The sequence below is a fragment of the Kitasatospora sp. NPDC054795 genome, assembly GCF_053611565.1.
In genome coordinates, this window is the sequence record NZ_JBSHAP010000088.1 from 1 (window position 1) to 25,743 (window position 25,743).

Annotated in this window: 24 protein-coding genes and 2 riboswitches; of the genes, 6 read left to right on the forward strand and 18 right to left on the reverse strand. The window is 74.0% G+C overall.

What is annotated here, in order from left to right; genetic code table 11:
* Positions 1 to 44: 44 nt before the first annotated feature.
* From ACWGJO_RS27725 to ACWGJO_RS27735, 3 genes are read right to left on the reverse strand one after another with little or no spacing between them, the layout of a single operon-like run.
* Positions 45 to 740 carry a response regulator gene (locus ACWGJO_RS27725; protein ID WP_380353246.1) on the reverse strand — a complete coding sequence of 232 codons (696 nt, stop codon included), beginning with the start codon at positions 738 to 740 and terminating at the stop codon, positions 45 to 47.
* Positions 737 to 2,023 carry a DUF5931 domain-containing protein gene (locus tag ACWGJO_RS27730; RefSeq protein WP_452187839.1) on the reverse strand — a complete coding sequence of 429 codons (1,287 nt, stop codon included), beginning with the start codon at positions 2,021 to 2,023 and terminating at the stop codon, positions 737 to 739. The genes ACWGJO_RS27725 and ACWGJO_RS27730 overlap by 4 nt, the downstream gene beginning before the upstream one ends.
* 49 nt (positions 2,024 to 2,072) lie before the next feature.
* Positions 2,073 to 2,963 (reverse strand): lysophospholipid acyltransferase family protein, encoded by an 891-nt coding sequence (locus ACWGJO_RS27735; protein WP_452187878.1) that lies wholly within the window; start codon positions 2,961 to 2,963, stop codon positions 2,073 to 2,075.
* A 216-nt stretch (positions 2,964 to 3,179) separates the two neighbouring features.
* Here ACWGJO_RS27735 and ACWGJO_RS27740 point away from each other — a divergent pair, with 216 nt between their 5' ends.
* Both ACWGJO_RS27740 and ACWGJO_RS27745 read left to right on the forward strand, forming a co-directional pair.
* Positions 3,180 to 3,974, forward strand: coding sequence for an alpha/beta hydrolase (locus tag ACWGJO_RS27740; protein WP_359897094.1), 795 nt, complete (start codon positions 3,180 to 3,182; stop codon positions 3,972 to 3,974).
* Between the two features lie 10 nt (positions 3,975 to 3,984).
* Positions 3,985 to 4,731, forward strand: coding sequence for a hypothetical protein (locus tag ACWGJO_RS27745; RefSeq protein ID WP_452187841.1), 747 nt, complete (start codon positions 3,985 to 3,987; stop codon positions 4,729 to 4,731).
* Here ACWGJO_RS27745 and ACWGJO_RS27750 read toward each other — a convergent pair.
* The 5 genes from ACWGJO_RS27750 to ACWGJO_RS27770 all read right to left on the reverse strand — a co-directional run bounded on the left by ACWGJO_RS27750 (position 4,728) and on the right by ACWGJO_RS27770 (position 9,011).
* Entirely contained in the window at positions 4,728 to 5,546 is an 819-nt protein-coding gene (locus tag ACWGJO_RS27750; RefSeq protein ID WP_452187842.1) for an endonuclease/exonuclease/phosphatase family protein, read from the reverse strand. The genes ACWGJO_RS27745 and ACWGJO_RS27750 overlap by 4 nt on opposite strands.
* 127 nt (positions 5,547 to 5,673) lie before the next feature.
* On the reverse strand, positions 5,674 to 6,618 hold the full coding sequence (locus tag ACWGJO_RS27755; RefSeq protein ID WP_359897088.1) for an ROK family glucokinase: 945 nt from the start codon (positions 6,616 to 6,618) through the stop codon (positions 5,674 to 5,676).
* A gap of 191 nt (positions 6,619 to 6,809) precedes the next feature.
* The gene (locus ACWGJO_RS27760; RefSeq protein WP_452187845.1) at positions 6,810 to 7,238 is read right to left on the reverse strand and encodes a DUF5304 family protein; all 429 of its coding nucleotides are present in this window, start codon (positions 7,236 to 7,238) and stop codon (positions 6,810 to 6,812) included.
* Positions 7,239 to 7,377: 139 nt separating this feature from the next.
* The gene (locus ACWGJO_RS27765) at positions 7,378 to 8,550 is read right to left on the reverse strand and encodes an ArsA family ATPase (protein ID WP_452187847.1); all 1,173 of its coding nucleotides are present in this window, start codon (positions 8,548 to 8,550) and stop codon (positions 7,378 to 7,380) included.
* A gap of 26 nt (positions 8,551 to 8,576) precedes the next feature.
* Positions 8,577 to 9,011, reverse strand: a complete 435-nt coding sequence (locus ACWGJO_RS27770) for an SRPBCC family protein (RefSeq protein WP_359897082.1) — start codon at positions 9,009 to 9,011, stop codon at positions 8,577 to 8,579.
* Positions 9,012 to 9,347: 336 nt separating this feature from the next.
* Between ACWGJO_RS27770 and ACWGJO_RS27775 the strand changes: the two genes are divergently transcribed.
* Positions 9,348 to 11,141 carry an AMP-dependent synthetase/ligase gene (locus ACWGJO_RS27775; RefSeq protein ID WP_452187849.1) on the forward strand — a complete coding sequence of 598 codons (1,794 nt, stop codon included), beginning with the start codon at positions 9,348 to 9,350 and terminating at the stop codon, positions 11,139 to 11,141.
* A gap of 86 nt (positions 11,142 to 11,227) precedes the next feature.
* On the opposite strand, the gene ACWGJO_RS27780 is transcribed toward ACWGJO_RS27775, so the two are convergent.
* Positions 11,228 to 12,364, reverse strand: a complete 1,137-nt coding sequence (locus ACWGJO_RS27780) for a glycosyltransferase family 4 protein (RefSeq protein WP_452187850.1) — start codon at positions 12,362 to 12,364, stop codon at positions 11,228 to 11,230.
* A gap of 214 nt (positions 12,365 to 12,578) precedes the next feature.
* Here ACWGJO_RS27780 and ACWGJO_RS27785 point away from each other — a divergent pair, with 214 nt between their 5' ends.
* Positions 12,579 to 13,949: a glycosyltransferase 87 family protein gene (locus tag ACWGJO_RS27785; protein WP_452187852.1), complete on the forward strand. Its 1,371-nt coding sequence runs from the start codon at positions 12,579 to 12,581 to the stop codon at positions 13,947 to 13,949.
* On the opposite strand, the gene ACWGJO_RS27790 is transcribed toward ACWGJO_RS27785, so the two are convergent.
* From ACWGJO_RS27790 to ACWGJO_RS27815, 6 genes are all read right to left on the reverse strand, one after another.
* Complete coding sequence (locus tag ACWGJO_RS27790) at positions 13,950 to 14,981, reverse strand: hypothetical protein (protein ID WP_452187854.1); 1,032 nt, start codon at positions 14,979 to 14,981, stop codon at positions 13,950 to 13,952. It abuts the gene before it with no gap.
* A 182-nt stretch (positions 14,982 to 15,163) separates the two neighbouring features.
* Complete coding sequence (locus ACWGJO_RS27795; RefSeq protein ID WP_359897074.1) at positions 15,164 to 16,210, reverse strand: C40 family peptidase; 1,047 nt, start codon at positions 16,208 to 16,210, stop codon at positions 15,164 to 15,166.
* A 239-nt stretch (positions 16,211 to 16,449) separates the two neighbouring features.
* Positions 16,450 to 17,568, reverse strand: coding sequence for an NlpC/P60 family protein (locus ACWGJO_RS27800; RefSeq protein WP_452187857.1), 1,119 nt, complete (start codon positions 17,566 to 17,568; stop codon positions 16,450 to 16,452).
* A gap of 10 nt (positions 17,569 to 17,578) precedes the next feature.
* Positions 17,579 to 17,732, reverse strand: a riboswitch (cyclic di-AMP (ydaO/yuaA leader).
* A gap of 338 nt (positions 17,733 to 18,070) precedes the next feature.
* A complete protein-coding gene (locus ACWGJO_RS27805) occupies positions 18,071 to 19,108 on the reverse strand; it encodes an NlpC/P60 family protein (protein WP_452187859.1) in 1,038 nt (345 codons plus the stop codon).
* Positions 19,109 to 19,306: 198 nt separating this feature from the next.
* Positions 19,307 to 20,725, reverse strand: coding sequence for an NYN domain-containing protein (locus ACWGJO_RS27810; protein WP_452187880.1), 1,419 nt, complete (start codon positions 20,723 to 20,725; stop codon positions 19,307 to 19,309).
* Positions 20,726 to 20,865: 140 nt separating this feature from the next.
* Positions 20,866 to 21,129, reverse strand: coding sequence for a hypothetical protein (locus ACWGJO_RS27815; protein ID WP_359897066.1), 264 nt, complete (start codon positions 21,127 to 21,129; stop codon positions 20,866 to 20,868).
* A gap of 201 nt (positions 21,130 to 21,330) precedes the next feature.
* On the opposite strand from ACWGJO_RS27815, the gene ACWGJO_RS27820 reads away from it, so the two are divergent.
* Both ACWGJO_RS27820 and ACWGJO_RS27825 read left to right on the forward strand, forming a co-directional pair.
* The gene (locus ACWGJO_RS27820) at positions 21,331 to 22,158 is read left to right on the forward strand and encodes a rhomboid family intramembrane serine protease (RefSeq protein WP_452187861.1); all 828 of its coding nucleotides are present in this window, start codon (positions 21,331 to 21,333) and stop codon (positions 22,156 to 22,158) included.
* On the forward strand, positions 22,155 to 22,436 hold the full coding sequence (locus ACWGJO_RS27825; RefSeq protein WP_049651832.1) for an Lrp/AsnC family transcriptional regulator: 282 nt from the start codon (positions 22,155 to 22,157) through the stop codon (positions 22,434 to 22,436). The genes ACWGJO_RS27820 and ACWGJO_RS27825 overlap by 4 nt, the downstream gene beginning before the upstream one ends.
* A gap of 14 nt (positions 22,437 to 22,450) precedes the next feature.
* Here the strand turns inward: ACWGJO_RS27825 and ACWGJO_RS27830 are convergent, their stop codons facing one another.
* The 3 genes from ACWGJO_RS27830 to ACWGJO_RS27840 form a co-directional block, all read right to left on the reverse strand.
* On the reverse strand, positions 22,451 to 23,836 hold the full coding sequence (locus tag ACWGJO_RS27830; protein ID WP_452187863.1) for an aminotransferase class V-fold PLP-dependent enzyme: 1,386 nt from the start codon (positions 23,834 to 23,836) through the stop codon (positions 22,451 to 22,453).
* A 51-nt stretch (positions 23,837 to 23,887) separates the two neighbouring features.
* Positions 23,888 to 24,006, reverse strand: a riboswitch (SAM riboswitch).
* 108 nt (positions 24,007 to 24,114) lie between these two features.
* Entirely contained in the window at positions 24,115 to 25,191 is a 1,077-nt protein-coding gene (gene trpD, locus ACWGJO_RS27835) for an anthranilate phosphoribosyltransferase (RefSeq protein ID WP_452187865.1), read from the reverse strand.
* A 119-nt stretch (positions 25,192 to 25,310) separates the two neighbouring features.
* Positions 25,311 to 25,736 (reverse strand): response regulator, encoded by a 426-nt coding sequence (locus ACWGJO_RS27840; protein WP_387689205.1) that lies wholly within the window; start codon positions 25,734 to 25,736, stop codon positions 25,311 to 25,313.
* Positions 25,737 to 25,743: the final 7 nt, after the last annotated feature.

The following is a 25,743-nucleotide window of genomic DNA, read 5'->3' on the forward strand; positions in this document are numbered from 1 at the left end:
GACGTACACCCGCCCGGGGCCGCGCCGCAGCCGCTGCCGGACCCTCAGATCTCGTCGTCCAGGCCCTGCTCGATGGCGTACCGGACCAGCTCCACCCGGTTGTGCAGCTGCAGCTTCCCTAGCGTGTTCTGCACGTGGTTCTGCACCGTCCGGTGGGACAGCACCAGCCGGTCGGCGATCTGCCGGTACGACAGCCCCTTGGCCACCAGCCGCAGCACCTCGGTCTCCCGAGCGGTCAGCCGCGGGGCGGCCGGCGCCGAGGCCGGGGCCGGCTCGGCGGCCAGCCGGCGGAACTCGCCGAGCACCAGGCCGGCCAGGCCCGGGGTGAACACCGCGTCGCCGACGGCCGTACGGCGCACCGCGTCCAGCAGCTCCTCCCGCCCGGCCGACTTCACCAGGTAGCCGGTCGCGCCGGACTTCACCGCCTCCAGCACGTCCTGGTGCTCACCGCTGGCCGACAGCACCAGCACCCGCACCGCCGGGTCGTGCGCGACCACCTGGCGGCACACCTCGGCACCGGGCAGGCCGGGCAGGTTGAGGTCCAGCACGACCACCTGCGGCGTGCAGGCGCGGGCCCGGCGCACGGCCTCCTCGCCGTCGCCCGCGGTGGCCACCACGTCCAGTCCGGCCTCGGCGAGGTCACGCGAGACGGCGTCCCGCCACATCGGGTGGTCGTCCACCACCATCACCCGCACCGGCCGGTCGGCGGTCGGCTGATCGGTCATCGGCTGGCTGGTCATTGAGTGGCCTTCCTCGGGACGCGCAGTTCGACCTCGACGCCCTCCCCGGGCGCCGAGTACAGCTCGGCCGTGCCGCCGAGGTCCAGCAGCCGGCCGCGGATGGACTGGGAGACGCCGAGCCGGCCCGCCTGCTCGGCCTCGCCCAGCCGGCCCGGGGCGTAGCCGGGGCCGTCGTCGCGGATGCCGACCGTGACGGCCTCCGGCTCGTCCTCGACCAGGATCCAGGCCCGGGCCCGCTCCCCCGCGTGCTTGCGCACGTTGTCGACGGCCGCGCCGACGGCCGCCGCGAGCTCGCCCGCCGCCTGACCGGGCAGCAGCACCGGGGTGCCGGGGGCGGAGAGCGTGATCCGCTCGTCCGCGTACGGGCGCAGCAGCACGGTCAGGTCGCACGGCGTGTGCGGGTCCGGCGGCTCAGCGGCGTCGGACCGCGACGCGCGCCGCGCCGGCAGCGGACCGCCCGTCATCAGCGCCCGCAGCGCGCGCTCCTGCTCACCGGCCAGCCGGCCGAGCTCGGCGAAGTCCGCGCCGGAGGCCGTCCGCTCGCTCAGCTCCGCGCCGGAGGCCGTCCGCTCGCTCAGCTCCGCGCCGGAGGCCGTCCCCTCGCTCAGCTCAGCTCCGCGCCGCTGGACCAGGGCGAGCACCTGGAGCACGCCGTCGTGGATGTCGCGGGAGAGCCGCTCGCGCTCCCGGGTGGCCGCCTCGACCTGGAGCGCCCGGGTGAGGGTGGCCTCGCTGGCCCGGGCCAGCTCGATCACGTAGCCGATCGCGCAGCCGGCCACCATCAGCAGCACGATGTTGTGGATGTTGTCGCCGGTCGGCCCGCCGTGGCCGAGGATGTTGGCGACGCCGATCACCGAGCCCGAGGCCGCCGCCGGGCGCCAGCCGCCCTTCGCGGCGAAGCCCAGCACCGTGCCGGCCGCCCAGATGGTCGGCAGGGTGGGCGCGCCGTGGCTGATCCGGGCCGGGGAGTCGGTCATGCCGCTCATCACGATGCCGGTGACGGCGAGGGTGAGGTCGGCGCCCAGGACGTACCAGGTGCAGCGCTGCGGGTTGGCGAAGGCCCGGGTGCTGGCCAGGGTCCACAGGGTCAGCGCGCCGAGGAAGATCCAGCCGGCCACCGGGTGCAGGAAGTGCAGGTACGAGTTGAAGTACCGCAGCAGGGCGTAGCACAGGGCCAGCACCCGGAAGTAGGAGATCGCCTTCCACAGCGGGAGTTCGACGGACATGCCGCCGGCCGCCACCGTGCCGCCGACCGCGCCGGCTCTGCCCCCGTCGTCCGTCATCCGCCCCTCCCCTGGGCCCGTCCGGGCGGCCGAGCGGCCGTCCGGACGCCTACTCCGGCTTCTCCTGCTGCTTCTCCGAGGTGCCCGCCCCGGCGGCCTTCTCCGCTTCGGCGGCCTTCTCCGCTTCGGCGGCCTTCTCCGCTTCGGCGGCCTTCTCCGCTTCGGCGGCCTTCTCCGCTTCGGCGGCCTTCTCGGCCTTCTCGGCCTCGGCGGCCTCCGCCTTCTCCGCCTTGGCGGCGGCCCGGCGCTCGGCGTCGGCCTTCTTCTTGTCGTCCGCGATCTGCCGCTTGGCGGCGGTCGCGTAGATGTCCACGTACTCCTGGCCGGAGAGCCGCATGATCTCGTACATCACCTCGTCCGTCACCGAACGGAGGATGAAGCGGTCGTTCTCCATGCCGTGGTAGCGGGAGAAGTCCAGCGGGCGGCCGATCCGGATGCCGGGGCGGATGCCGAAGTTGGGGATCACCTGGCCGGGCGGCTGCACCTTCTCGGTGTCGATCATGGCGACCGGGATCACCGGGGCGCCGGTGGCCAGCGCGACGCGGGCCAGGCCGCCGACCTTGCCGCGGTACAGCTTGCCGTCGGGCGACCGGGTGCCCTCCGGGTAGACGCCGAACAGCTCGCCGCTGTCCAGCACCGCGATGGCGCTGCGGATCGCGGCCTCACCGGCGCCACGCACGCCCGAGCGGTCCACCGGCAGCTGGCCGACGCCCTTGAAGAACGCGGCGGTCAGCCGGCCCTTGAGGCCCGGGGTGTTGAAGTACTCGGCCTTCGCGATGAAGGTGACCCGGCGCCTGATCAGGGCGGGGAAGAAGAACGAGTCCGAGAAGGACAGGTGGTTGCTCGCGATGATCGCCGCACCCTCGGTGGGGATGTTCTCCTCGCCCTCGATCCAGGGCCGGAAGAAGATCCGAAGCAGTGGCGCGACGATCATCTTCATCAGTCGGTAGAACAACCCGGGCCTCCTGTTATGCGGACCGGTCGATCCTAATGCCCCGCGGCCGTCCGCTGTGCCCGCCCCCGCCGTACGGACCGCGCCCGGCCCCTTCGCAGGGGGTGTACGACCCGGCGCGGAGCGTGGGACGATGCGATTTCGCAGCACTTCCCCCTCCAGCGTCCCCTCCCCCAGCGCCACCCGCCCGCGAAGGAGTCCGCCATGCCGTTGCTGCCCGGTGCCGAGCCGTACCGCCACACCGGCGGACCGGTGGGAGTGCTGCTCTGCCACGGCTTCACCGGGTCGCCGCAGTCGCTGCGGCCGTGGGCCGACGAACTGGCCGCGGCCGGCTTCACCGTCTCGCTGCCGCTGCTGCCCGGGCACGGCACCCGCTGGCAGGACATGCAGCTCACCCGCTGGGAAGACTGGTACGCGGAGGTCGAGCGCGAGCTGCTGGCGCTCGCCGACGAGTGCGAGCAGGTCTTCGTCTGCGCCCTGTCGATGGGCGGCGCGCTGGCGCTGCGGCTCGCCGCGCTGCACGGGCCGACGGTCTCCGGGCTGGTACTGGTCAACCCGTCGGTGCGCTCGGACACCCCCGCGAGCGTGCTGCTGCCGGTGCTGCGCCACCTGCTGCCCAGCCTGCCCGGGGTCGCCAACGACATCGCCCGGGCGGGTGCGGTCGAGGTCGGCTACGACCGCACCCCGCTGCACGCCGCCTGGTCGCTGAGCCGGCTGTGGCGGGAGGTCCAGCGGCTGCTGCCGGAGGTGACCCAGCCGGTGCTGCTCTTCCACAGCCCGCAGGACCACGTCGTCTCGCCGGCCAACTCGGAACTGGTACTGGCCCGGATATCCTCGACGGACGTGACGGAGCGGCTGTGCCAGCGCAGTTTCCACGTCGCGACGCTGGACCACGACGCGGCGGAAATATTCGCGGCCGGCCAGGACTTCATCCAACGGCTGGCCCCCGCGCACGCGGCGGGCGTCACCCGGGTCGAATCCGACGATCACCATGGCTGAAGGGCCGGAAGTGCACGAGAGCAGCACGGCGGGCGGCGGGGACGAGACTCCCCGCGAGGACGGCGCGACCAAGGACAGCGGGACGGACGCCGCCACCCCGGGCGGTGCGCCGACGGACCGTACCGGCCCGGAGGGCGCGGCGACGCCCCCGCCCGGCCGGGACGCCGCCGCCGGCTCCGCGGGAGAGGCCGCCGGCGACACCGCCGAACGCCGTCCGCGCCGTGCGCCCGAGCGCAGCCAGGCCGAGCAGGACGCGATCTTCGCCGCCCTGGTGGCACAGTTCGACGACCCGGTCGACCTCAACAACCCGAACTGGCCCGAGGTCGAGAACCTCCGGGCGCAGAACGGGCTCAAAGGCGGCTACAAGGAGGGCGGCGCCGGCGGCCGCGGCGACCAGGACGACCTGGCCGACCTCGCCCCGCAGCCCCGCCCCCGCTCCGGCCGGCCGGTGATGCCGGCGGGTGGCGCGGGCCCGCGCGACTTCGAACTGGCCGAGGAGACCGACGAGGGGCACTTCGTCCCGCCGGAGCCCCCGCCGCTGCCGGCCGCCGACGTGACCGCCAAGTTCGCCTGGCTGGCGGTGCTCGGCGGCCCGGCGCTGCTGCTGGTCGACGCGGTGGTCTGGCGGGAGATCTCCGGCTGGCCCGCCTGGGTCGGGATCACCGCCTTCCTCGGCGGCTTCGTGACCCTGGTCGCGCGGATGAAGGACCGCGACGAGGACGAGCCGGAGGACCCGGACCACGGCGCGGTCGTCTAGGGCGCGTCCGACAATTCCCGCCGGCCGCCCGGCCGGCTCGTCGGCAGTTCGAGGACGGCGAGCACCGGCAGGTGGTCGGTCGCGGCCCGCAGGTCGGCCTCGGTGACGCCGGGCAGCCCGTGCGGCACCCCGCAGCCGAGGACGGCGATCCCGGGTGTGGCGAAGACGGCGTCGATCCGCTGGTAGGGGCGCTCCGGTACGGAGGTGAACTCGCCTCCCCAGGGCGCGGTCGGGTACCCGTCCTGGAGCCGCGAGGCCAGCAGCCGCCAGCCGGGCCCGTCCGGGTGCTCGTTGAAGTCCCCTGCCACGACACCGAGTTCGGCGATTCCGAGCTGGTCGAGGAGCAGCTCGAACTGCCCGTACCGCTCCTCCTGGTCCAGGCTGAGGTGGCAGCTGGTGACACTGAACGGCGCCGTGCCGGGCAGCCGCAGCAGCGCGCCGGCGAAGCCCCGGGCGTGCAGGCCGCGGGTCTTGGGCAGCAGCCGGTCGTGCACCTCCAGCAGTTCCACCGCGCCGGGCCGGCCGAGCAGCAGCGGGCCGGCGGCGGTGCGGCCGCCGCCGGCCAGCACGGCCGTGCCGGTGCTCCGGGCCAGCCAGGCGGCCTGACCCTCGGGCCGCCAGTAGCGCGGGGACTCCTGGACGCAGACCACGTCCGGCTCGCAGGCCCGGATCACCCGGGCCAGCGCCCGCCGGTCGTCGCGCAGCGAGCGGATGTTGTAGCTGAGCAGCCGCAGCCGGCCCGGGCCGGACGGCGGCAGCGGTTCGGCCCGCGCGGCGGTCCCGGTCACGGCGGCGGTCGTGGTCGCGGCGCTCATGGTCCTCCCCTGGGCGGTCACCGGATCGATCCGACCGTACGCGGCCGGGCCGGGACGTGCGACGGCGGCGGTGCGTCCGGGATCGGTCGGGGCCCGGTCGCACCGCCGCCGGCGGGCTCGGAGGGGGTCAGGCGGTGCGGGCGAGGTCCGCCGCGCCGACGATGCCGGCGGCGGAGCCCATCGAGGCCAGCACGACCTCGGCGCGCGGGCGGTGCACCCCGCCGGTCAGGTAGTGCTCGAACGCCTTGGCGACCGGGTCGAGCAGCAGCCGGCCGGAGTCGGAGACGCCGCCGCCGAGCACGAAGACGCCCGGGTCGAACAGCGCGGCGAGGTCGGCCATGCCGCGGCCCAGCCAGTCGGCCAGTTCGGCGTAGCACTCCAGGGCGAGCGGGTCGCCCTCCTCCGCGGCCTGGGTGATGTGGATGCCGCGGATCGTCTCGGCCACGCCGTCGTTGAGTTCCAGCATCCGGTGGCCGCGCTGCGGGTCGGCGGCCGCCTTCTCCCGGCCGTAGCGGCGCAGCGCGCGCCCGGAGCCGTACTGCTCCCAGCAGCCCTTGCCGCCGCAGCCGCAGAGCAGGCCGTCGGGGACCATGTTGAGGTGGCCGATCTCGCCGGCCACGCCGAAGCGGCCGCGGTGCAGGCGGTTGTCCAGGACGATGCCGCCGCCGATGCCGGTGCCGACGGTGATCAGCAGCATGTCTCGGTGGTCGGCGGCCGCGCCGAAGCGGAACTCGGCCCAGGCCGCGCAGTTGGCGTCGTTCTCGACGACGGTGGACAGGCCGGTGAGCTCCTCGATCCGGCCGCGCAGCGGCTCGTTCTCCCAGTCGATGTTGGGAGCGAAGATCACGGTCGAGCGGTTGCTGTCGACGAACCCGGGGGCGCCGACGCCCACCGCCGTGACACCGGGGTGCTCCTCCTTGAGCTCGCGCACGGCCTGCGCGATGGCGTCGACCGCCCACTGCGGGTCGGCCGGGGTGGGCACCCTGGTCCGGGCCAGGATGGCGCCCGCCTCGTCGACCACGCCTGCCGCGATCTTGGTCCCGCCGACATCGACGCCGATGGTCAGAGCCATGTGTCCCTCAGCTATTCACTCGTTCCGCTGGACGGAACGCTACCGCCCAACCCGGCCCCCGTACACAGCCTCGCATACATTATCCGAAGACAATCCTGGGACAGCCTGGCCGTGACGCTTCAAAAGTCGTATCTAATCTCCTTCTTCGTGACGTACGAGAGCAGTGCGATCACCCTCCGAAAGTCACGGTTTCACTGCTTGACGGACGACCCGTCAGCCTCGTCAACATCGCCGCCGAGGTCGCCGTCGAGGTCGAGGTCGATCCTCTCGGTCGGCGCGCCCTGCCCGGCGGTCCAGCGGCTCTCGTGCCCGGCCACGGCGGCGCGGTAGGCGGCCAGCAGCTCGGCGCCCGCGGCGGCGAGTCCGGTGCCGGCCGCGGCGAGGTGGGAGTAGACCTCCGGCTGCTGGGTGCGCAGCCGGTCGGCCAGCCCGGACAGGGTGATCAGGGTGGTGGCGCTCGCCTCCTGGGCCTTGTCGCCGAGCGCACCGGCGAACCGGCGCACCTCGTCCACCAGCGGGCCCAGCTCCGGCCCGAACGGGTACCCCTGGTCGCCCTGCTCGCCGCCCTGCTCGGCGTCCGGCCGGCCGCCGGGCTCGGTGCGGTCGTCGGTGCTGGTCATCGCGGGCGCCTCCTCAGCCGTGGCCGCACCCCGCGGCCCCTTGGGCCCGACGCTACCCGACCGGCCGGGCGGCCCGAAAAGCCGCCGGACCCCTGGCGGAGCCCTGCCGAAGCGCCGCCGAAGCGCCGCCGAACCCCCGTCAGCCCCGGGGCCAGAGCGCCGGGTCGGGCGCGAACCGCACCGAGAGCACCCCGTCGTGCAGCCCCGCCCCGGCCACCGTGCAGCGGCGCAGCGCGGACGGGAGGGTGAGCACCCGGCGGTGGGTGCCGATTCCGACCACCAGTTCGTCGCCCCGGCGGACCAGGTCCAGTTCGGAGCGGTCGGCGCCGGGCAGGTCGAGGTGCCAGACCAGCAGGCCCTCCTCGGCGAGCCGGTCCTCGACCGGCCAGGGCCCGGGGGCGAGCCGTTCGGGCCCGTCCCCGTCCCCGTAGAGCCGGTCGGCGACGGCTTCCAGGGTGGCGTCGGCCAGGTCGGTGACCAGCACCGGGGCGTCGGTCTCGGCGGCGAGCGCGGTCAGCTCCTCCTGCCGGCGGCGGGCCAGGGCGGCCAGCCAGGGGTCGGGCGAGGAGACGGCGGCCCCGGGCAGCGCGCCGTGCACCACCACGGCGTCCGGCCGGTGCCCGTGCAGCGCGAGTCCGGCCCGGATCCGGCGCAGCTCGCGGTACGGGTGGCCGTCGGCCGGGACGACCAGCCGGACGCTGGTGCCGGGGCCGGTGATCGCGGCGCGGGACTCGGCGAGCGCCGCGACGGCCTTGGTGCGCCCCTCGTACAGCCAGTCGGCGGGCATCGGGACACCGGCCAGCCCGGCCAGCAGCGGGCGCAGCGCCCGGGCGGCCTGCCGCTGCTCGGGGACGAGCCGGTCCAGGTAGCGGGCGAGCTGTTCGGGCAGGGCGAGGGTGGCGATCAGCTCGGCGGGCGGCGGGGCGAGCACGACCAGGACGTCCTGGTCGGCGGCGGGCAGGGCACGCAGCAGGGCGAGCCGGGCGATGCCGGGGAGGGCGGTGAGCTCCTCGGGGTCGAGCTGTTCGGCGCCGAGCAGGTCGAGGGCGGGCTTGAGCCGGCCGGTGAGCTCGCCGACGGCGTAGCGGAAGGCGGCCTGCTCGTCGATCCGGGAGACGGTCAGGCCCGGTGCGTGGAGGAGCGGTTCGGGCTCCAGCCGGGTGCCGAGGGCGGAGTCCAGGGCGCGGTGCGGGTCGTCGGCGGCCAGCAGCCAGGTGCGGTGGCCGCGCCGGGCGGCGTGCAGCGCGGTGGCGGCGGCCACCGCGGGAGCCCCCGAGTCGCCGCTGATCAGGATGGTGCGTGTCGCCGTCATGCCGTCCGGCCCCCCGTTCGGTCGTGTCAGCCTTCGACGCGCTTCTTCAGACCGGCCAGGGCGCGGTCGATGATGACCTTCTCGGCCTTGCGCTTGATCATGCCGAGCATCGGGATCTTGACGTCCACGGCGAGCTGGTACGTCACCTCGGTGCGGCCGCCGGCCAGCGGGGCGAGGGTGTAGGAGCCGTCCAGCGAGCGGAGCATCTGGCTGCGGACGAGGGTCCAGGAGACCTCCCGGTCGCCGTCCCAGGTGTAGGCGAGGACGTGCTCGTCGCGGATGGCGCCGGCGTCGAGCAGCAGCCGGACCTCGGCGGCGCGGCCGTCCTCGCCGGCCTTGAGGACCTCGATCTCCTTGACCTCCCCGGTCCAGGCCGGGTAGGCGGCGAAGTCGGCGATCACGGCCATGACCGTGGCCGGGGTCGCGTCGATGGTGATGCTCGACCTGGTGTGCTCCGCCATGGAATGGCCCTCCGCCTCGTCCCTCTGCCTGCCGGTCCGGCCGGGGCGCGCTCGGCCCGGTCCGCCCGGAGCAGGCTATCGCGCCCGGCGGGCGGCGCGGCGGCGCGGGCCGTGCCCGGCGGGCGGCCGTGGTGCGGGCGGGCGCCGGGCGGCCGGGCATGTTACCGGCCGGTCGCCCTGCTCTGTCGTAGGGTGCCATTCGAACGACCCGGTCACGGCCTGGTCGGACCCGGCCGGGTGTGACACTTCGAACACCGGAGCCGACCCCTCTGGTCGAAGCTGCCTACCGGGCAGTAACGTCCTGCCGTCCCGCAGCGTCGCGAACGAGGAGCAGTCTTGCTCGACTTCAGCCTTCCGGCCCTCTACCAGGTACCGAGCGGCGGCAACCTCGCCGACCCGGTGCACCGGAACGCCGAGGAGCACCCGGACGTCGCCGTGCTCAGCCGGAAGGTGGACGGCCAGTGGCAGGAGTTGACGTCGGTCCAGTTCCTGGCCGAGGTGCACGCCGCCGCGAAGGGCCTGATCGCCGCCGGCGTCGAGCCGGGTGACCGGGTGGGCGTCATGTCCCGCACCCGGTACGAGTGGACGCTGCTGGACTTCGCGATCTGGACGGCCGGCGCCGTCACCGTGCCGGTGTACGAGACCTCCTCCACCGAGCAGGTCGAGTGGATCCTCGGTGACTCGGGCGCGGTCGCCGTGATCACCGAGACCGACCAGCACGTCCGGGTGGTCGGCGAGGTCCGCGACCGGCTGCCGGAGCTGAAGCACACCTGGCAGATCGAGGGCGGGGCGCTCGCAGCCCTGGCCGAGGCCGGGCAGGACGTCCCGGACGCGACGGTCCACGAGCGCCGCCGGATCGCCGGTCCCGACGACATCGCCACCATCGTCTACACCTCGGGCACCACCGGCCGCCCGAAGGGCTGTCAGCTGACCCACGGCAACTTCCTGGCCGAGTGCGGCAACATCGTCGAGCGCCTGGCCCCGCTGTTCCGCACCGGCGAGAGCTCCGTCCTGCTCTTCCTGCCGCTGGCCCACGTGCTCGCCCGGATCGCCGAGATCGCCCCGGCGATGGCCCCGATCAAGCTCGGTCACGTCTCCGACATCCGGGACGTCACCGCCGAGCTGGCCGCCTTCCGGCCGACCCTGATCCTGGGCGTGCCCAGAGTGTTCGAGAAGGTCTACAACACCGCCCGCGCCAAGGCCCAGGCCGACGGCAAGGGCAAGATCTTCGACAAGGCCGCCGAGACCGCGATCGCCTACAGCCGGGCGCTGGACGCCGGCGGCGCCGGGCTGGTGCTGCGGCTCAAGCACGCGGTCTTCGACAAGCTGGTCTACGGCAAGCTGCGTGCCGCCCTCGGCGGCCGGGCCACCCACGCCATCTCCGGCGGCGCCCCGCTCGGCGAGCGCCTGGGCCACTTCTACCGGGGCATCGGCTTCACCGTCCTGGAGGGCTACGGCCTGACGGAGACCTGCGCGGCCACCGCCTTCAACCCGTGGGACAGGCCGAAGATCGGTACGGTCGGCCAGCCGGTGCCCGGCGCCTCCGTGCGGATCGCCGAGGACGGCGAGGTCTTCTTCAAGGGCCCGCACGTCTTCACCGGCTACTGGAACAACCCGCAGGCCACCGCCGACACCCTCAAGGACGGCTGGATCGCCACCGGCGACCTCGGCTCGCTGGACTCCGACGGCTATCTGACCATCACCGGCCGCAAGAAGGAGATCATCGTCACGGCCGGCGGCAAGAACGTCGCCCCCGCCGTGATCGAGGACCGGATCCGGGCCCACGCCCTGGTCGGCGAGGTCATGGTGGTCGGCGACCGCAAGCCCTTCATCGCCTGCCTGATCACCGTCGACCCGGACTTCTTCCCGAAGTGGAAGGAGCTCAACGGCAAGCCCGCCGACGCCACCGTCGCCGACCTCGCCGACGACCCGGACCTGCTGGCCGCCCTCCAGAGCGCGGTGGACGACGGCAACGCCGCCGTCTCGCACGCAGAGGCGGTCAAGAAGTTCCGGCTGCTGGACACCGAGTTCTCCGAGGAGAGCGGCCATCTGACGCCCTCGCTCAAGCTCAAGCGCAACGTCGTGCTGAAGGACTACGCGGCCGACATCGAGGCGCTCTACCGGAAGTAGCCGCCGGAAGCGGCCGCCCGACGCGGCCCGACCGCCAGCGCCGGACGGGCCCCGCCACTCCAGGAAAGTGGCGGGGCCCGTCGGCGTCATCCGGCCAGCAGCGAGGTCAGCCGCCCGGCCAGCAGGTCCCAGCGCCAGGAGCGCTCCACCCAGCGCCGCCCGGCCTCGCCCATCCGCCGCCGCAGCTCCTCGTCCCGCAGCAGCCGCACGATCCGCTCGGCCACCGCCGGGGCCGAGCCGCCGGGCACCACGTACCCGGTCTCGCCCTCCAGCACCGCGTCCGGCGCGCCGCCGGAGTCCCCCGCGACCACCGGCAGGCCGGTCGCCGAGGCCTCCAGGTAGACGATGCCCAGGCCCTCGACGTCCAGCCCCCCGCGCCTGGTGCGGCACGGCATCGCGAAGACGTCCCCGGCCCCGTAGTGGGCGGGCAGCTCCTCCCACGGCACCGAGCCGGTGAACCGCACCGAGTCCCGCACGCCCGTGGCGTCGGCGAGCTTCTCCAGGTCCGCCCGGTACGGGCCGCCGCCGACGATCAGCAGCACCGCGTCCGGCACGTCGGCGAGGATCTGCGGCATCGCCTCGATCAGCGTGTCCTGGCCCTTGCGCGGCACCAGCCGGGAGACGCAGACCACCACCGGCCGGTCCGCCAGCCCGAGCCGGCGGCGCACCTCGGCGCCCCCGGAGCCCGGGTGGAAGGTCGTCTCGTCCACGCCCGGCGGCAGCTGGACCATCCGGGCCGCGGCCTGCGGCCCGACCGCGGCGGCGATCCGGGAGCGGGTGTACTCGCCCAGGTAGGTCAGCACGTCGGTGCCGGCGCCGATCCGGCGCAGCAGCTGCCGGGAGACCGGCAGCTGGGCCCAGGCGGCCTCGTGGCCGTGGGTCATGCCGAGCAGCCGCCCGGCCCCGGCCCGGCGCAGCGTGGGCGCCATCAGCCCGAGCGGCGCGGCGGCGCCGAACCAGACCGAGTCGCACTTCTCCGCGCGCAGGATCTCGGCGGCCCGCCGGGTGACCCGCGGTGTGGGAACCATCACCTTCGTCCGGTCCCGGATCACCGGGAACGGCTGCTCGGCGTCGAAGCGGGCCACCTCGCTACCGTCCCGCCAGGTCGAGGCGTACACCACGACACTGCCTGCGGGCTGACGGACGGCCATGTTGTGCACGAAGGCCTGGATGCCACCGGGGCGCGGCGGGAAGTCATTGGTGACGATCAAGGTTCTGTGCATCAGGCCACGGCTCGCTCGGTCGGGGGGTGCGCGGTGTACCGCTGGGTGATCCGTACGATAGGTCAACACCATGACCCGCCGGGAACGGAACCGCGCACGGCAACCGTTTGACCCCCGGGTCAGTCCTAGTACCTAGGCCGCAGTGCGACGCGGCCCGGGCGTCCGTCTCCACGACGCCTCCGGTGGGGACGTCCGAGACGAACGAGGGAGCGCAGTGGAATTGGCCCCGGCCACCGAGCCCGGTTCTTCACGCGGCCGCCTCGGCCGCCCGCTCGGGGCGCTCGCCGCGCTCGGCGCCACCTGGATCGCCACCCGCGCGCTGCTGGTGCTGCTGGCGACGGGCGTGCTGAAGGCGCCCGGCGGCGACGTCACGGCGGACGTCTGGATGATCTACCACGCCTGGTACGGCGTGCTCCAGACCGGCACTTTCCCCTTCGACGACGTCACCTGGCAGTACCCTCCGGGCGCCGCCCTGGTGATCCTGCTGCCGGGCCTGCTGCCCTGGTCGTACCTGGTCTCGTTCTGGGTGATCTGCGGGATCGCCGACGCCGCCGCGGCCGCGCTGCTGGTGCGCACCGGCCTGCGCCGGGGTCGCGCGCTGACCGGCGCCTGGATGTGGGTGGTGGGCGTCCCGCTGCTCGGCCCGATGATCTACAACCGCTTCGACGTCATCGTCACCGCGGTCGCCCTGGCCGGTCTGCTGGCGCTGATCCGCCGCCCGGCGGTCGGCGGACTGCTGCTGGGCCTGGGCGGCATCGTCAAGATCTGGCCGCTGCTCGGCCTGATCGGCACCCCCTCCGGCCGCCGCACCCGCCGTTCCTGGACGCTGGCCGGCGCCACGGCCGTCTCGATCGGCTTCCTGCTCGCCGCCGGGATGAACGGCGCCTTCGACTTCCTGGCCTTCCAGAAGGACCGCGGCATCGAGGTCGAGTCGCTCGGCGCGCTGCCGCTGCACTTCGCCCGGCTCGCCGGCAGCTGGGACGGCAGGGTCACGATGAACTACGGCTCCCCCGAGATGCTCGGGCCGTGGGTGAGCGTGATCAGCAAGGTGATGATGGCCGGCACCGTGCTGGGCTTCGCCTGGCTGCTGCTGTGGCGCTACACCTCCAAGCGCCGCAGCGCGGCCACCATGTACGACGCGGCGCTGTGCGCGCTGCTGATCTTCGTGGTGACCAGCCGGGTGATCAGCCCGCAGTACCTGGTCTGGCTGGTCGGCGTCGCGGCGGTCTGCCTGACCGTGCGCAACAGCAGCCAGCGGCCGGTGGCGGTGCTGATCCTGCTCGCCTGCCCGCTGACCCTGGTCGAGTTCCCGACCATGTTCACCCAGGTGCTGGCCAGCGACCCGGTGGCGGTCACCGTGCTGGCCGCGCGCAACCTGCTGCTGCTGGCCGCGGCCGTGCTCTCCTGCGTCCGGCTCTGGCGCTCGACCCGCGGCGAGGCGCCGCTGCCGCCGACCGTGGTGCTGGACCGCGAGCCCGCCGCGCTGCCGTCCGCCGGCTACCCGGTGCGCCCGGGCATCGCCTACGAGCAGGACCTGCTGGACGGCATCGGCCACCCGGGCGCCCCGGCCGAGCAGCGCCGCTGATCAGCCCCTCAGCTCCGCCATCCGCGCCAGCCACTGCCGGGTGAACTCCTCCAGCCCGACGCCCAGCTCGCGGCGCATCAGCCGGTCGGTGCGGCGCTCCCGGTCCTCGCCCTGCCCGTCGGCCGCGCCGATCGCGCGGTAGAAGGCGACCAGCCGCTGCGGCCCGTGGGTGCGGGCGATCAGCTCGCAGGCCAGCCAGGACTGCTCGTAGGCCTGGGCGATGCCGGTGGCCCCGGCGGCGAAGTCCCGGTCGGCGGGCAGCGCGGTGGGCGTCCTCCCGGCGGCGACGTCCCGGGCCAGCTCGGGGGCGACCTGCTGCGGACTGCGGCCCGAGTCGCGGTACGCCGTCCAGTCGGCGACGCCCTCGGAGAGCCACAGCGGGGTCCAGGCCCGGGTGTCGGCCCTGGTCGCGACGTGGGTGGCCTCGTGGGTGATCACCACCTGGCGGCCGAAGTCGCTGAGCCGGCCGTACACCTCCGGGTTGACCAGCACCCGGTCCGCCGGGGTGTGCCACGGTGCGCCGGGGGCGGCCACGGTGACCGCCGCCATGCCCGTCCAGCCGTCCGGGTCGCCCTCCAGCAGCCGGGCGAACTGCTCCTCGGTGGCGGGCCGCTCCAGCAGCAGCCGCTCCGGCCAGGCTCCGCCCCAGACCTCGGTGACGGCGGGCACCGCCCGGTCCCCCACCGCGGCCAGCCCGGCCGGGTCGGGCCCGGCGGCCGGCCCGACCACCAGGCAGTTCGCTCCCGGAGCCGACCGGAGCGGCCCGAAGTCCCACGGCGCGGGCGGGCCGCCCGCGCTCTCCTCGCGCTCGACCCGCCAGCCGTCACCGGACCGGACCAGCTCGATCCGGCGCGGGTACACCACCGGGTACTCGTCGTACCCGGCGATCCGCACCGCCAGTTCGGCGGCGGCGGTCAGCCGCTCCGGCCCGCCGGAGGCGGCGAGCACCAGGTTGCGGTACCCCGCCCCGGCCACCGGCAGCCCGGCCCACGGCGGCGCCGAGCGCGCCCGTTCCGCCAGCGCGGCGGACACCTCGGCGTGCCGGTCCGCCGAGCGGGCCGGGGGCGCCGCCGGGGCGGCCGGAGGCAGCGACAGCTGGGCCAGCCCACCGGCCGCGAGCAGCAGCGCGCCCCGCCGGGACAGCGTCCGGCGGGGGCGGGAGCCGGATATACCGGCGGGGCCAGTGGGGTCGGCGGGGCCGGACGGCGGGGCGTTCAGAGCCGGACCACCCCGGAGACCGGCATGGCGGTGACGCTCTCGTAGCGGACCTTGGCGCCCGGGCGGGGGGCGTGCACGATCACGCCGCCGCCGGCGTACATGCCGACGTGGTGCATGTCCCGGTAGAAGATCACCAGGTCTCCCGGTCGCGCTTCGGACAGGCTGACCCGCTGCCCGGCGTACGCCTGGGCCTGCGAGGTGCGCGGCAGGGTCACTCCGGCCTGCCGCCAGCTGTAGTACATCAGACCGGAGCAGTCGAACGCGTGCGGGCCGGTGGCCCCGTAGACGTACGGGGAGCCGATCATCCGCACCGCGGCGGCCAGCGCGGCGGCCCCGCGCTCGGAGGCGGGCGGGGCGGTGCCGAGGTCCAGCCGGTCGGTGCCCCGGGTGGCGCGCTGCTCGGCGTCCCGGGCATCCTGGACCGTCAGCCGGGCCCGCTCGGCGGCGCCCAGACCGTTCAGCAGCTTCTGCGCCCTGGCCAGCCGCTGCTGGATCTGCTGCTTGCTGTCGGCGAGCGAGCGGCGGGTCCGGTCCAGCTCGTCGAGCTTGCCGGCCGCCTCGGTCCGGCGCTGGTCGAGCCGGCGCTGCCGGGCGACCAGCTCGTGCAGGGTCTCCTGCTGGCGCGCGGCGGCCTGGCCCAGGGCGCGGGCGCGGGACAGGTAGCCCTCCGGGTCGGGCGAGAGGATGAGCTGGGCGGTCTGGGTCATCCCGCCGCCGCGGTACTCGGCCCCGGCCACCGTCGCGAGGTCGCCCCGCAGCCCGTTGAGCTGGTCCTGGGCCACGGCGATCTCGCCCTGGAGGATCGTGGTCTCGCCCTGGAGCCGCCGCTGGGCCTCCTGCGCCGCGTTGGCCTTCTCGGACGCCTGCTCGGCCTCGTCGTACAGCTGTTCCACCTGCGTCTTGACGTCCTGGCGGTCGCCCGGGTCGGGACTGCCGGGGGCGGCCTGGGCGCTGCCTCCGGCGGCCACACCCAGGGCGGTGGCGGCGGCCGCGGTCAGCACCAGCGCCCGGGCGAGCAGTTGGGAACGGCGGTGCACGGGCATGGCGGCAGCGGCTCCAATCCTGCGGCGCGGCTCCCGCCGCCGCACCGGGACGGGCGGCCGTCGAGCGGGAGTCCGGTGGCAGACGTTAGCGAGTCAGGGCAAGCGAGTCCAAACCCCTGCCAACCCGAATATTCAGGCTGTTGTCGGACATTTGATCGACCCTCGGGAAAAGCCGCAGGAAAAACCGCAGGCCCGGCCTCCCCTGGGGGAGGCCGGGCCTGGAAGCGTTCGAGCGGTGATCAGACCCGCACGATGGAGGCCAGCGGCATGTTGGTGACGGCCTCGTAGCGCACCGACGCGCCCGGCTTGGGCGCGTGCAGCACCTGGCCGTTGCCCGCGTAGATGCCGACGTGGTGGGCGTCGGTGTAGAAGATCAGCAGGTCGCCGGGCTGGGCCTGGGAGATGTCCGAGCCGATCCGGGTGCCGGCCGAGGCCTGCGCCTGCGAGGTGCGCGGCAGCGACACGCCCGCCTGGTTGAACGCCCAGACCATCAGGCCGGAGCAGTCGAAGGAGCCCGGGCCGGTGGCGCCCCAGACGTACGGGCTGCCGATCTTGGAGGCGGCGGCCGAGAGCGCGGCGGCACCGCGCGAGCTGCCCGGGGCCACCTTCACCGGGGAGGAGGCGGTCGAGCCGGTCGCGAGGTCGCCGCGGCTGTTGTCGCGGGAGGCGCGGTCGGCCTGCTGCTGCTGGGCCTGGGCGGCGTCGGCCTTGGCCTTGGCGTCGGCCGCGGCCTTCTCCTCGGCCTGGCGCAGCGCCTGGCGCTCCTGCTCGGTCAGCGTGTTGAGCAGGTCCTGGGCCGCCTTCAGCTTGCCCTGGACCTCCTCCTTGGAGGTCTTCAGCTGCTGGGTGGTCGACTCCAGCTCGGCGAGCTTGCCCTGGGCCTCGTTGCGGTCCTGGTCGAGCTTGCGCTGCTGCTCCTGGAGCTCCTTCAGCTGACCCTTCTGGGTGCTGCCGGCCTGGTTCAGCGCGTCGGCCTGGCTGAGGAAGGTGTCCGGGCTGGAGGAGAACATCAGCTGGACGGTCGGGGATATTCCCCCGTTGCGGTACTGCTCGCCGGCGATCTCGGCCAGGCCGCCCTGGAGCTCGGTGACCTGGGCCTGCTGACGGGCCACCTGGTCCTGCATGCCGGAGACCTGCTTCTCCAGCTCCTGCTGCTTGGCCTGGGCCGCGTTGTAGTTCTCGGTCGCGATCTCGGCCTGCTCGTTGAGCTGGTCGACCTGCCCCTTGACCTGTTCCTTGGTCGGCTGCGGGTCGGCGTGGGCGCCTTGCGCGGAGAGGACGACGGCTGCCGCGGCGACACCGGTCAGGATCGAGACCCGGGCGCGGCCTGCGGGCTTGGGACGACGATGGGACGCCACGAAGGCGGACTCCTTCTTCCTACGTCCGCCTACCGGGTGAGCTGACGGGTTCGGGCCGGAAGCATGCCCTACGACGCCTCACGGCCGTTCCATCGGCCGACCTGGCGTCGATTCACCCCGGAGGAACGTGGTTCCCCGGCTCCGCTCCGCAGCGCCCCTAACCACTGGGCTCCCCTGTCGGGCAGTCGCTTCGACCTGCCCCGCTGCCTCACGAACTCGACGGTAACCACCGCCGCCACCCTGGCTGGGCGATCGACAGTGCGGTGGTTCAGGGCACGACCCTAGTAACTGAACCGTGATCGGTTCAAATCCTTGTCAGAAAAAAGACCAAAGATTTCCCAAGTTCTTCTGTGAAAATGACCGATGGTGACCACCGGCACACAGAAGGCTGATCGATTCTCAGCATGTGGCCGCGAAGGGGCCGAAAGCCGAACGCCACCCCCCGCACGAGGGGTGGCGCTTTTCACAGCCCCCGGAGGGGCCGCGCGGGCGTGTCGGGCCGTCAGACCCGGCGGATGGTGTTGATCGACATCGCGTCGGCCTTCATCACCTTCACCACGTCACCGGTGTGCGGCGCGTGGACCACCATGCCGTTGCCGATGTACATCCCGACGTGGTGCATGTCGTTGCCGTAGATCACCAGGTCGCCCGGCTGGGCCTGGTCCAGCGAGGGCACCCGGGTGCCGTAGTGGCCCTGCTCCTGCGAGGTGCGCGGCAGCGAGACGCCCGCCTGCCCGTACGCCCAGACCATCAGGCCCGAGCAGTCGAAGGTGGTCGAGCCGGTGGCGCCCCACACGTACGGCGAGCCCTGCTTGCTCATCGCCTTGGCCATCGCCACGGCCGCGTAGCCGCTGGCCGGCGGCAGGCTGCTGAGGTCGACCCGGTCGCTGCCGCGCGAGGCGCGGTCGTCCTGCGCCTGCTGGGCCTTCAGCGCGGCGCGGTCGGTGGCGCTCAGCGAGTTCAGCAGGTCCTGGGCGGCCTTCAGCTTGGTGTTGACGTCCGCCTTGGCCTGGTTCAGGTCCTTGGTGGTGGTGTCCAGCGAGGCGAGCACGGCGGAGGCCTCGACCTTCTCCTGGTCCAGCCGGCGCTGCTGGTCCAGCAGCCCCTTGAGCGCCTCGGCCTGGCTGCTGCTGGCCTGCTGGACGGTGGAGGCCTTCTCCAGGTAGCCGGACGGGTCGGAGGTGAGCATCAGCTGGACGGACGGGTCGATGCCGCCGGTGCGGTACTGCTCGCCCGCCACCTCGGCGAGACCGCCCTGGAGCTGGGTCATCTGCTCCTGACTGCGGGCCACCTGGTCCTGCAGCTGGTCGGCCTGCTTGCGCAGCTGGTCGGCCCGCTCCTTGGCGCCGTTGTACTTCTCCGCCGCCTGCTCCTGCTCCTCCTGGAGCTGGTCGATCTGCGCCTTGACGTCCGTTTTGTTCGGCTGCGGCGCGGCGTGCGCGGCCACCTGGGCGGAGAGGGCGACCGCGGTCGCAGCAGCAGCGGTGAGCACGGAGATCCGCGCGCGGCTCGGCTGCTTGGGACGGCGGTGGGAGGCCAAGGGTCCTGCTCCTTCTTCCAACGGACTCACCTGATGGGATGAGATTCCGGAAAATAGGTTTGACGCCAGACCCTAGTGAAGATCTATCCGTTTTGCCACTCCCCCGAAGGTGTGAACTCCGGTCCGCACACTGACGACACGGGACCCGCACATCACTCCGGAACCACTCCTGACCAGGCATCGCACAGCCGGTCGGGGTCAGGGGCGCGCCAGCCGGTTCAGCAGCAGCACCGAGGCGACGGGGCGCGCGCCCGCCTTCCGCACGCCGTCCGCGACCTCCCGGTCGGTGGACACCACCACCACCGGACGGCCCTGCGGCTCGGCCCGCACCAGACGCCGGATCAGCTCGTCGGCCGTCTCCCCGGTCCGGCTGAACCGCACCCGGACCCCGCGCGGCGGCGCCATCATCACCGGGACGTCCAGGTCCTGCCCGTCGAACACGCAGGTGACCTCCGCCTGGGTGCGCTGCGCCAGCATCGCCAGCCCGCCCAGCAGCCGGATCCGCTGCTGCTCCAGCGGCAGCGTCGGATAACCGGTCTTGGTCACGTTGTAGCCGTCCACCACCAGGTGCACCTGGGGGATCGCCAGCAGCTGGTCCAGCAGCGCCGGATCGTCCTCGGTCAGCCCGCGCCGGGCCACGTCGTGGGGCGAGGCCGCCCCCGGCACCACCGCCTCCACCAGGTCCGCCGGGCGGATCTGGGAGACCGGCAGCGCCAGCTCCCGCTGGAGCCCCTGGGCCGACTGCAGCACGGTGTCCAGCAGCAGCCGCAGCCGCATGTCCTCGACGCTGCGCCCCTCACGGGCCGACCGGCGGCCCTGCTCGACCGCGTTCTCCAGCTCCGAGACCCGGTGCCTGAGCCTGCGCGCCTCGGTCTCGGCCGCACCGCGCTCGGCCGCGGTCTGCGCCTTCAGGGCTTCCAGCTCGCCGGCCACCCGGCGGGTCTCGGCCTGCGCCCGGCGGGTGTCGCTCTCCAGCGACCGCACCTTCTTGCGCAGCGACTCGGCCTCCTTGCGGACGCCGTCCGACTCGGCCCGCTGCCGGTCCACGTCCGCCCGCGCGGAGGCCCGCACCTCGGCCAGCTCGGCGTGCAGCTTCTCCACCAGCCGGGCCGACTCCGCGGCCGCGTCCTCGGCACCGGCCCGCTCGGCCTCCTCGCCGGCCTCGGCCACCAGCCGGCTCCAGCCCGCCGAACGCACCAGGTAGGCGGCGGCCGCGACGTCCATCGGATCGGCGGCACTCGGGACGGTGCCCGACTCCAGCGCCTTCACCAGGTCCGGCTGCCCGAGGCGCAGCCGCTCCGCTATCCGCACCCGGAAGGCCGGCTCCGCCTCCAGGGCCGCCGCCAGCGCGGTGGCCGCGTACTTGGCCCGCCGCGCCGGGGTGAACTTGACGTACTGACGCAGGCTCTGCGGGAGTTCGCCCGCCGGCAGCCCGCCGAGCGCGTCCGAGGCCAGCCCGACCACGCGCCGGCGCACGCCCTCGGGCAGCGGCCGGTCGAGCTTCTCGACGGCGTGCTCCGCCGCGGGCTCGGAGGAGTCGTTCGCCGCCCCGGCCCGGGCCTCGGCCGCAGCGGGCTGAAGCCCCTGGGCTTCGCCGGGCTCCTTCGCTGCGTCCACCACGTCCTCGGCTCCGATCCTGGTCCAGCGGGGCACGGCCGCGACCTCCCCCTGTCGTCACGCTCCGTGCGTCTTGTTCTGCATTGTCCCGTGCGGCGCGGGCGGGTGCGCCGCGCACCCACCCGCCGCGGCGGCGGGGATCAGCCCTGCTCGGTGGGGGCCTGCGCCCCCTCGGCACCCGGGCGGGCCACCAGCTCGACCTGGTCCACCGCGTTGCACCAGCGGCAGCGCACCGACTCGATGGTCTCGCTCAGCACCTCGGTCTCCTCGACCTTGGACTCGCCGGCCAGGTCGAAGTGCAGGAACTCGGTCACCCGCGCGGTGCGGGTCACGTCGAAGCGGGTGAGGTTGCCGCACAGGGTGCAGCGCCAGCGCGTCTCGGCGGTCAGGGCGGGGACGGTCATCGGGGGTCCTCTCGGGTGGTCCCTTCGTGGGCTAGGCGCTCCCCCCGGAGCCCCGGCATCGGCGGCGGGAGGCGGGAATGCCCGCCCCAAGCCTATTGCCTGGGGCAACCATCGCGGCCACCGGTCGCCCGAACACCCGGACTGGTCCACCTGCCGTAAACCGCCGTGTCACCTGCGGCGCCCGGAGGGATGCTTGGCCGCATGGCGCTCGCGGTCCCCGACGACACCGCCGCCCGGGGCGGCCGCCCGGCCGCGACCGTCCCGGCGGTCAGCTACGCCTTGATCGCGCTCAACACCCTGGTCTTCCTGCTCGGCCCGGCCGCCGGGCTCAACCCGCTGTACGGCACCGGCCGGGCCCGGGTCTGCGCGGAGCAGCGGTACGAGCAGCGCTGGGGCGCCGTCCCGGCCGAGGTGCTGGCCGGGCGGCCGCTGACCGCCGCGCAGCTGGCCGAGGCCCCCGACCCGGTCCCCGGCTGCCCGGCCGCCCCGACCCCGGGCAAGCACCCGGCCCTGTCCGTCCTCACCGGGCTCTTCCTGCACGCCGGCTGGCTGCACCTGCTGGGGAACCTGCTCTTCCTCCAGGTCTTCGGCCCCACCGTCGAACGGCGGCTGGGCCGGGCCCGGTACGCCGTCTTCTACCTGGCCGCCGGCAGCCTGACCACGTACGGCTTCGCGCTCGCCGAGGCGCACTCGCCGAACTCCACCCGGGTGCTCATCGGGGCCTCCGGGGCGATCGCGGCCGTGCTCGGCGCCTATCTGCGCCTCCACCCCCGGGCCCGCGTCACCACCCTCGTCCCGCTGCTGCTCTTCCTGCCGCTGCGCTTCCCCGCCTGGCTGGTGCTCGGCCTCTGGTTCGCCCTGCAGTGGTGGTCGGTGCACTCGGCCGGGCCCGGGGTGGCGTACCTGGTCCACGTGATCGGCTTCTCGGCCGGGTTCCTCTACGCCTGCACCGTGGTTCGCCACCCCCCGCGACGACCCGGCCGACGCCCGATACGCTGGCGCCACCCCACAAAGGAGCCCGAACTGTGATCACCGCCATCGTCCTGATCAAGACCAGTGTCGACCGCATCCCGGAGATCGCCGAATCCATCGCCGCCATCGACGGCGTCAGCGAGGTCTACTCGGTGACCGGGGGCTACAACCTGGTGGCGATGGTGCGGGTGCGCCGGCACGACGACCTGGCCGAGGTCATTCCGGGCCGGCTCAACAAGGTCCCGGGCGTGGCCCACACCGAGACCCAGATCGCCTTCCGCACCTACTCCCAGCACGACCTGGAAGCCGCCTTCGCCCTGGGCCTGGACGAGTAGCGCTCAGCCCTCGCTCAGCCCTCGCGCCGGCCCCGGTCGATCTGCACCGTCGCGACGCAGCGCCCGCCCTCGTTGCGGTAGTTCCAGGCCGCCCCGTCCGTGACCAGCTCCCGGACGGCGGTCAGGAAGCGGTCGACGTGCTCGTCCGGCGTCCCGGCGCCGAAGCTCACCCGGATCGCGTTCAGGCTGCGCTCGCCCGGCAGCGAGGGCTCCGGCGCCCCGCACTCGGACGGAGCGACGTCCTCGTCCCCGAGCAGCGTGCGCACCAGCGGGTGGGCACAGAACAGGCCGTCGCGCACCCCGATGCCGTACTCGGCGGACAGCGCGGCCGAGAAGTGCGAGCTGTTCCAGCCCCGGACGACGAAGGACAGCACGCCGACCCGGGCGGAGTCGGAGCCGAACAGGTTCAGCACCTTGACCTGCGGGATCTGCGCCAGCCCGGCCGTCAGCCGGGCGATCAGCTGCTGCTCGCGGGCCTCCAGCGCCTCGAAGCCGGCCTCGGTCAGGGCCCGGCAGGCCGAGGCGATCGCGTAGGCGCCGATGACGTTCGGCGAGCCGGCCTCGTGCCGGGCCGGACCGGTGTGCCACTGCACGGCCACCGAGCCGTCGCTCTCCCGGGCCACCGTCCGGGTCGCCCCGCCGCCGGCCAGGTACGGCTCGGCCGCGTCCAGCCAGTCCGCCCGGCCGGCCAGCACCCCGGCGCCGAACGGCGCGTAGATCTTGTGGCCGGAGAAGGCGATCCAGTCGACGTCCAGCTCGCGGACCGAGACCCGGTGGTGCGGCGCCAGCTGGGCGGCGTCCAGCACCACCCGGGCGCCGTGCCGGTGCGCGGTCCGGGTCAGCTCGGCGACCGGCCACAGCTCGCCGGTCACGTTGGAGGCGCCGGTGACGCAGAGCAGCTTGGGGCCCTCGGGCGCCCCGGCGAGGGCTGCGTCCAGCGCGGCCACCGCCTCGGCCCGGGAGCGCGGTGCCCGCAGGTAGGTGACACCCAGTCCGGCGTGCGCCCAGGGCAGCAGCGAGGCGTGGTGCTCGGTCTCGAAGGCGAACACCCGGGTGCCGGCCGGAACGGCCGCGGCCAGCAGGTTGAGCGAGTCGGTGGTGGCCCGGGTGAAGACCACCTCGTCGCCCTCGCGCAGGTCGAGGAACTCGCCGACGGTGCGGCGGCTCTGCTCGAACAGGTCGGTGGACAGCTGGGAGAGGTACCCGGCCCCACGGTGGACGCTGCCGTAGTACGGCGCGTAGGCGGCGACGTCGTCCCACACCCGCTGGAGCGCCGGGGAGCTGGCCGCGTAGTCCAGCGCCGCGTAGCCGACCTTCTCACCGTTGGCGAGCGGGACCTGGACATCGGCGCCGAGGACGGCGAGCGGGGCGCAGGTCTCGGTGATGGCGAGAGCGGACATGAGGATGCACTCCTTCAGGGGTGAGGGACCCCGGGAGTGCTGCTCGTCCGGCGTCCGCGCTTGTCGCACGGACGGCTTGCCGTGACGACCCGGTCCTCACCCAGGGCACCCCGCCACGGACGGAGGGTTGCCGGACAGCCAGCTGGGGCTTCGCGCTGTCACTCATGACCTGGCGAAGACTCTAGGCCGCGTCCATCGGGTGGTCAAACGGGCATCCAACATCCGGACAGCGCGGGAGCCCGTACCGGCGTTCCGGCACGGGCTCCCCAACTACCGCCTCAGATCCGGCTGGTGGCCTCCGACCAGCGTCGCAGCAGGTCCTGCGCGGCACCGGAGTCGATCGCCTCCGCGGCCCGCTCCATGCCGGCCGCCAGCTGCTCGGCGAGCGGCGCCTCGCCGAGGTCCAGCGCGACCAGCGCCGCCGCCGTGTTCAGCAGAACGGCGTCCCGCACCGGCCCGTGCTCCCCCGCCAGCAGCCGCCGCGCGACCTCGGCGTTGTACGAGGCGTCCGCCCCGCGCAGCGCTTCGATGCCGACCAGTTCGATGCCGACGTCCCGCGGGTCGAAGGTGGTCTCGGTGACCACCCCGTCGCGCACCAGCCAGACCTGCGAGGTGGTGGTGATGGTCAGCTCGTCCAGCCCGTCGTCGCCGCGGAAGACCAGCGCCGTCGCGCCCCGTTCGGCCAGCACCCCGGCGATCAGCCCGGCCAGCCGGGTGTCGAAGCAGCCGATGGCGTGCGCGGTGACCTTGGCCGGGTTGGTGAGCGGGCCGAGGATGTTGAAGGAGGTCGGCACCCCGAGGTCGCGCCGCGCGGTCGCGGCGTGCCGCATCGAGGGGTGGAACTTGGCCGCGAAGCAGAAGGTGAGACCGACCTCCTCGGCCACCTCGGCGACCCGCTGCGAGGAGAGGTCCAGCGCCACCCCGAGCTTCTCCAGCACGTCCGAGGAGCCGCTGGTGGAGGAGGCCGACCGGTTGCCGTGCTTGACCACCTTGGCGCCGGCGGCCGCCGCGACGATCGCCGACATGGTGGAGATGTTGACGGTCTTCGCCCGGTCCCCGCCGGTGCCGACGATGTCCACCGCCGGTCCGGGGATCTCCAGCGGCTCGGCGTGCTCGTACATCGCGTCGACCAGGCCGGCGATCTCCTCGACCGACTCGCCCTTGGCCCGCAGAGCGATCATGAACCCGGCCACCTGCACGGGGGACGCCTCGCCGCTCATGATCCGGTCCATCGCCCACGCGGTGGAGGCGCGGTCGAGGTCCTCCCCCTGCAACAGCGCCGCCAGGAGGTCCGGCCAGGTGCGGATCACCTGCGCGGGGTCGCTACCGCCGTTCGCAGGGTTCACGTTCACCATGGCTGACTCCAGCTGTTTGTCGGTTCCCCGCTCCGGGGGGACGTCCGTACGGATGGAGCCAGCCTATCGAGCGAAGCGGCCGCTTCTACCCCCCTCTTTTCCAGTTGCCGGGGGGGAATTCAGCGGACGGCCGGAGTCCGCTTCGCCAGTCGCGCCCGCAGCAGGGTGGCGACCGCCCCGGCCAGCGCCACCGGCTCCACCGGGCGGGAGATGGCGGCGTCCGCCCGGCTCCAGGCGGCGAGCCAGGAGTCCTGCGGCCGGCCGATCAGCACCAGCACCGGCGGGCAGCCGTAGATCTCGTCCTTGAGCTGGCGGCCGAGCCCCAGCCCCCCGGCCGGAACGGCCTCGCCGTCCAGCACGCAGAGGTCCACGCCCCCCTTCTCCAGTGCCTTGAGCACCGCGGGGGTGGTCGCGCACTCCAGGTAGGACAGTTCCGGAAGATCCTCGGCGGGCCGACGGCCGAGCGCCGTCAGCACCTGCTCGCGGGTGTTGCGGTCGTCGCTGTAGACGAGGACGGTGAGCGTCTCATCGGTCGTGTACGCCATGGACCCT

What these genes read in the sequence shown, in the direction of transcription:
- ACWGJO_RS27735 (WP_452187878.1), bottom strand. Translation starts at nt 2,963, where the DNA reads ATGAAGATGATCGTCGCGCCACTGCTTCGGATCTTCTTCCGGCCCTGG.
- ACWGJO_RS27740 (WP_359897094.1), top strand. Translation starts at nt 3,180, where the DNA reads ATGCCGTTGCTGCCCGGTGCCGAGCCGTACCGCCACACCGGCGGACCG.
- ACWGJO_RS27770 (WP_359897082.1), bottom strand. Translation starts at nt 9,011, where the DNA reads ATGGCGGAGCACACCAGGTCGAGCATCACCATCGACGCGACCCCGGCC.
- ACWGJO_RS27780 (WP_452187850.1), bottom strand. Translation starts at nt 12,364, where the DNA reads ATGCACAGAACCTTGATCGTCACCAATGACTTCCCGCCGCGCCCCGGT.
- ACWGJO_RS27840 (WP_387689205.1), bottom strand. Translation starts at nt 25,736, where the DNA reads ATGGCGTACACGACCGATGAGACGCTCACCGTCCTCGTCTACAGCGAC.
- ACWGJO_RS27725 (WP_380353246.1), bottom strand. Translation starts at nt 740, where the DNA reads ATGACCAGCCAGCCGATGACCGATCAGCCGACCGCCGACCGGCCGGTG.
- ACWGJO_RS27730 (WP_452187839.1), bottom strand. Translation starts at nt 2,023, where the DNA reads ATGACGGACGACGGGGGCAGAGCCGGCGCGGTCGGCGGCACGGTGGCG.
- ACWGJO_RS27830 (WP_452187863.1), bottom strand. Translation starts at nt 23,836, where the DNA reads ATGTCCGCTCTCGCCATCACCGAGACCTGCGCCCCGCTCGCCGTCCTC.
- ACWGJO_RS27815 (WP_359897066.1), bottom strand. Translation starts at nt 21,129, where the DNA reads ATGACCGTCCCCGCCCTGACCGCCGAGACGCGCTGGCGCTGCACCCTG.
- ACWGJO_RS27765 (WP_452187847.1), bottom strand. Translation starts at nt 8,550, where the DNA reads ATGACGGCGACACGCACCATCCTGATCAGCGGCGACTCGGGGGCTCCC.
- ACWGJO_RS27750 (WP_452187842.1), bottom strand. Translation starts at nt 5,546, where the DNA reads ATGAGCGCCGCGACCACGACCGCCGCCGTGACCGGGACCGCCGCGCGG.
- trpD (WP_452187865.1), bottom strand. Translation starts at nt 25,191, where the DNA reads ATGGTGAACGTGAACCCTGCGAACGGCGGTAGCGACCCCGCGCAGGTG.
- ACWGJO_RS27795 (WP_359897074.1), bottom strand. Translation starts at nt 16,210, where the DNA reads ATGCCCGTGCACCGCCGTTCCCAACTGCTCGCCCGGGCGCTGGTGCTG.
- ACWGJO_RS27760 (WP_452187845.1), bottom strand. Translation starts at nt 7,238, where the DNA reads ATGACCAGCACCGACGACCGCACCGAGCCCGGCGGCCGGCCGGACGCC.
- ACWGJO_RS27820 (WP_452187861.1), top strand. Translation starts at nt 21,331, where the DNA reads ATGGCGCTCGCGGTCCCCGACGACACCGCCGCCCGGGGCGGCCGCCCG.
- ACWGJO_RS27755 (WP_359897088.1), bottom strand. Translation starts at nt 6,618, where the DNA reads ATGGCTCTGACCATCGGCGTCGATGTCGGCGGGACCAAGATCGCGGCA.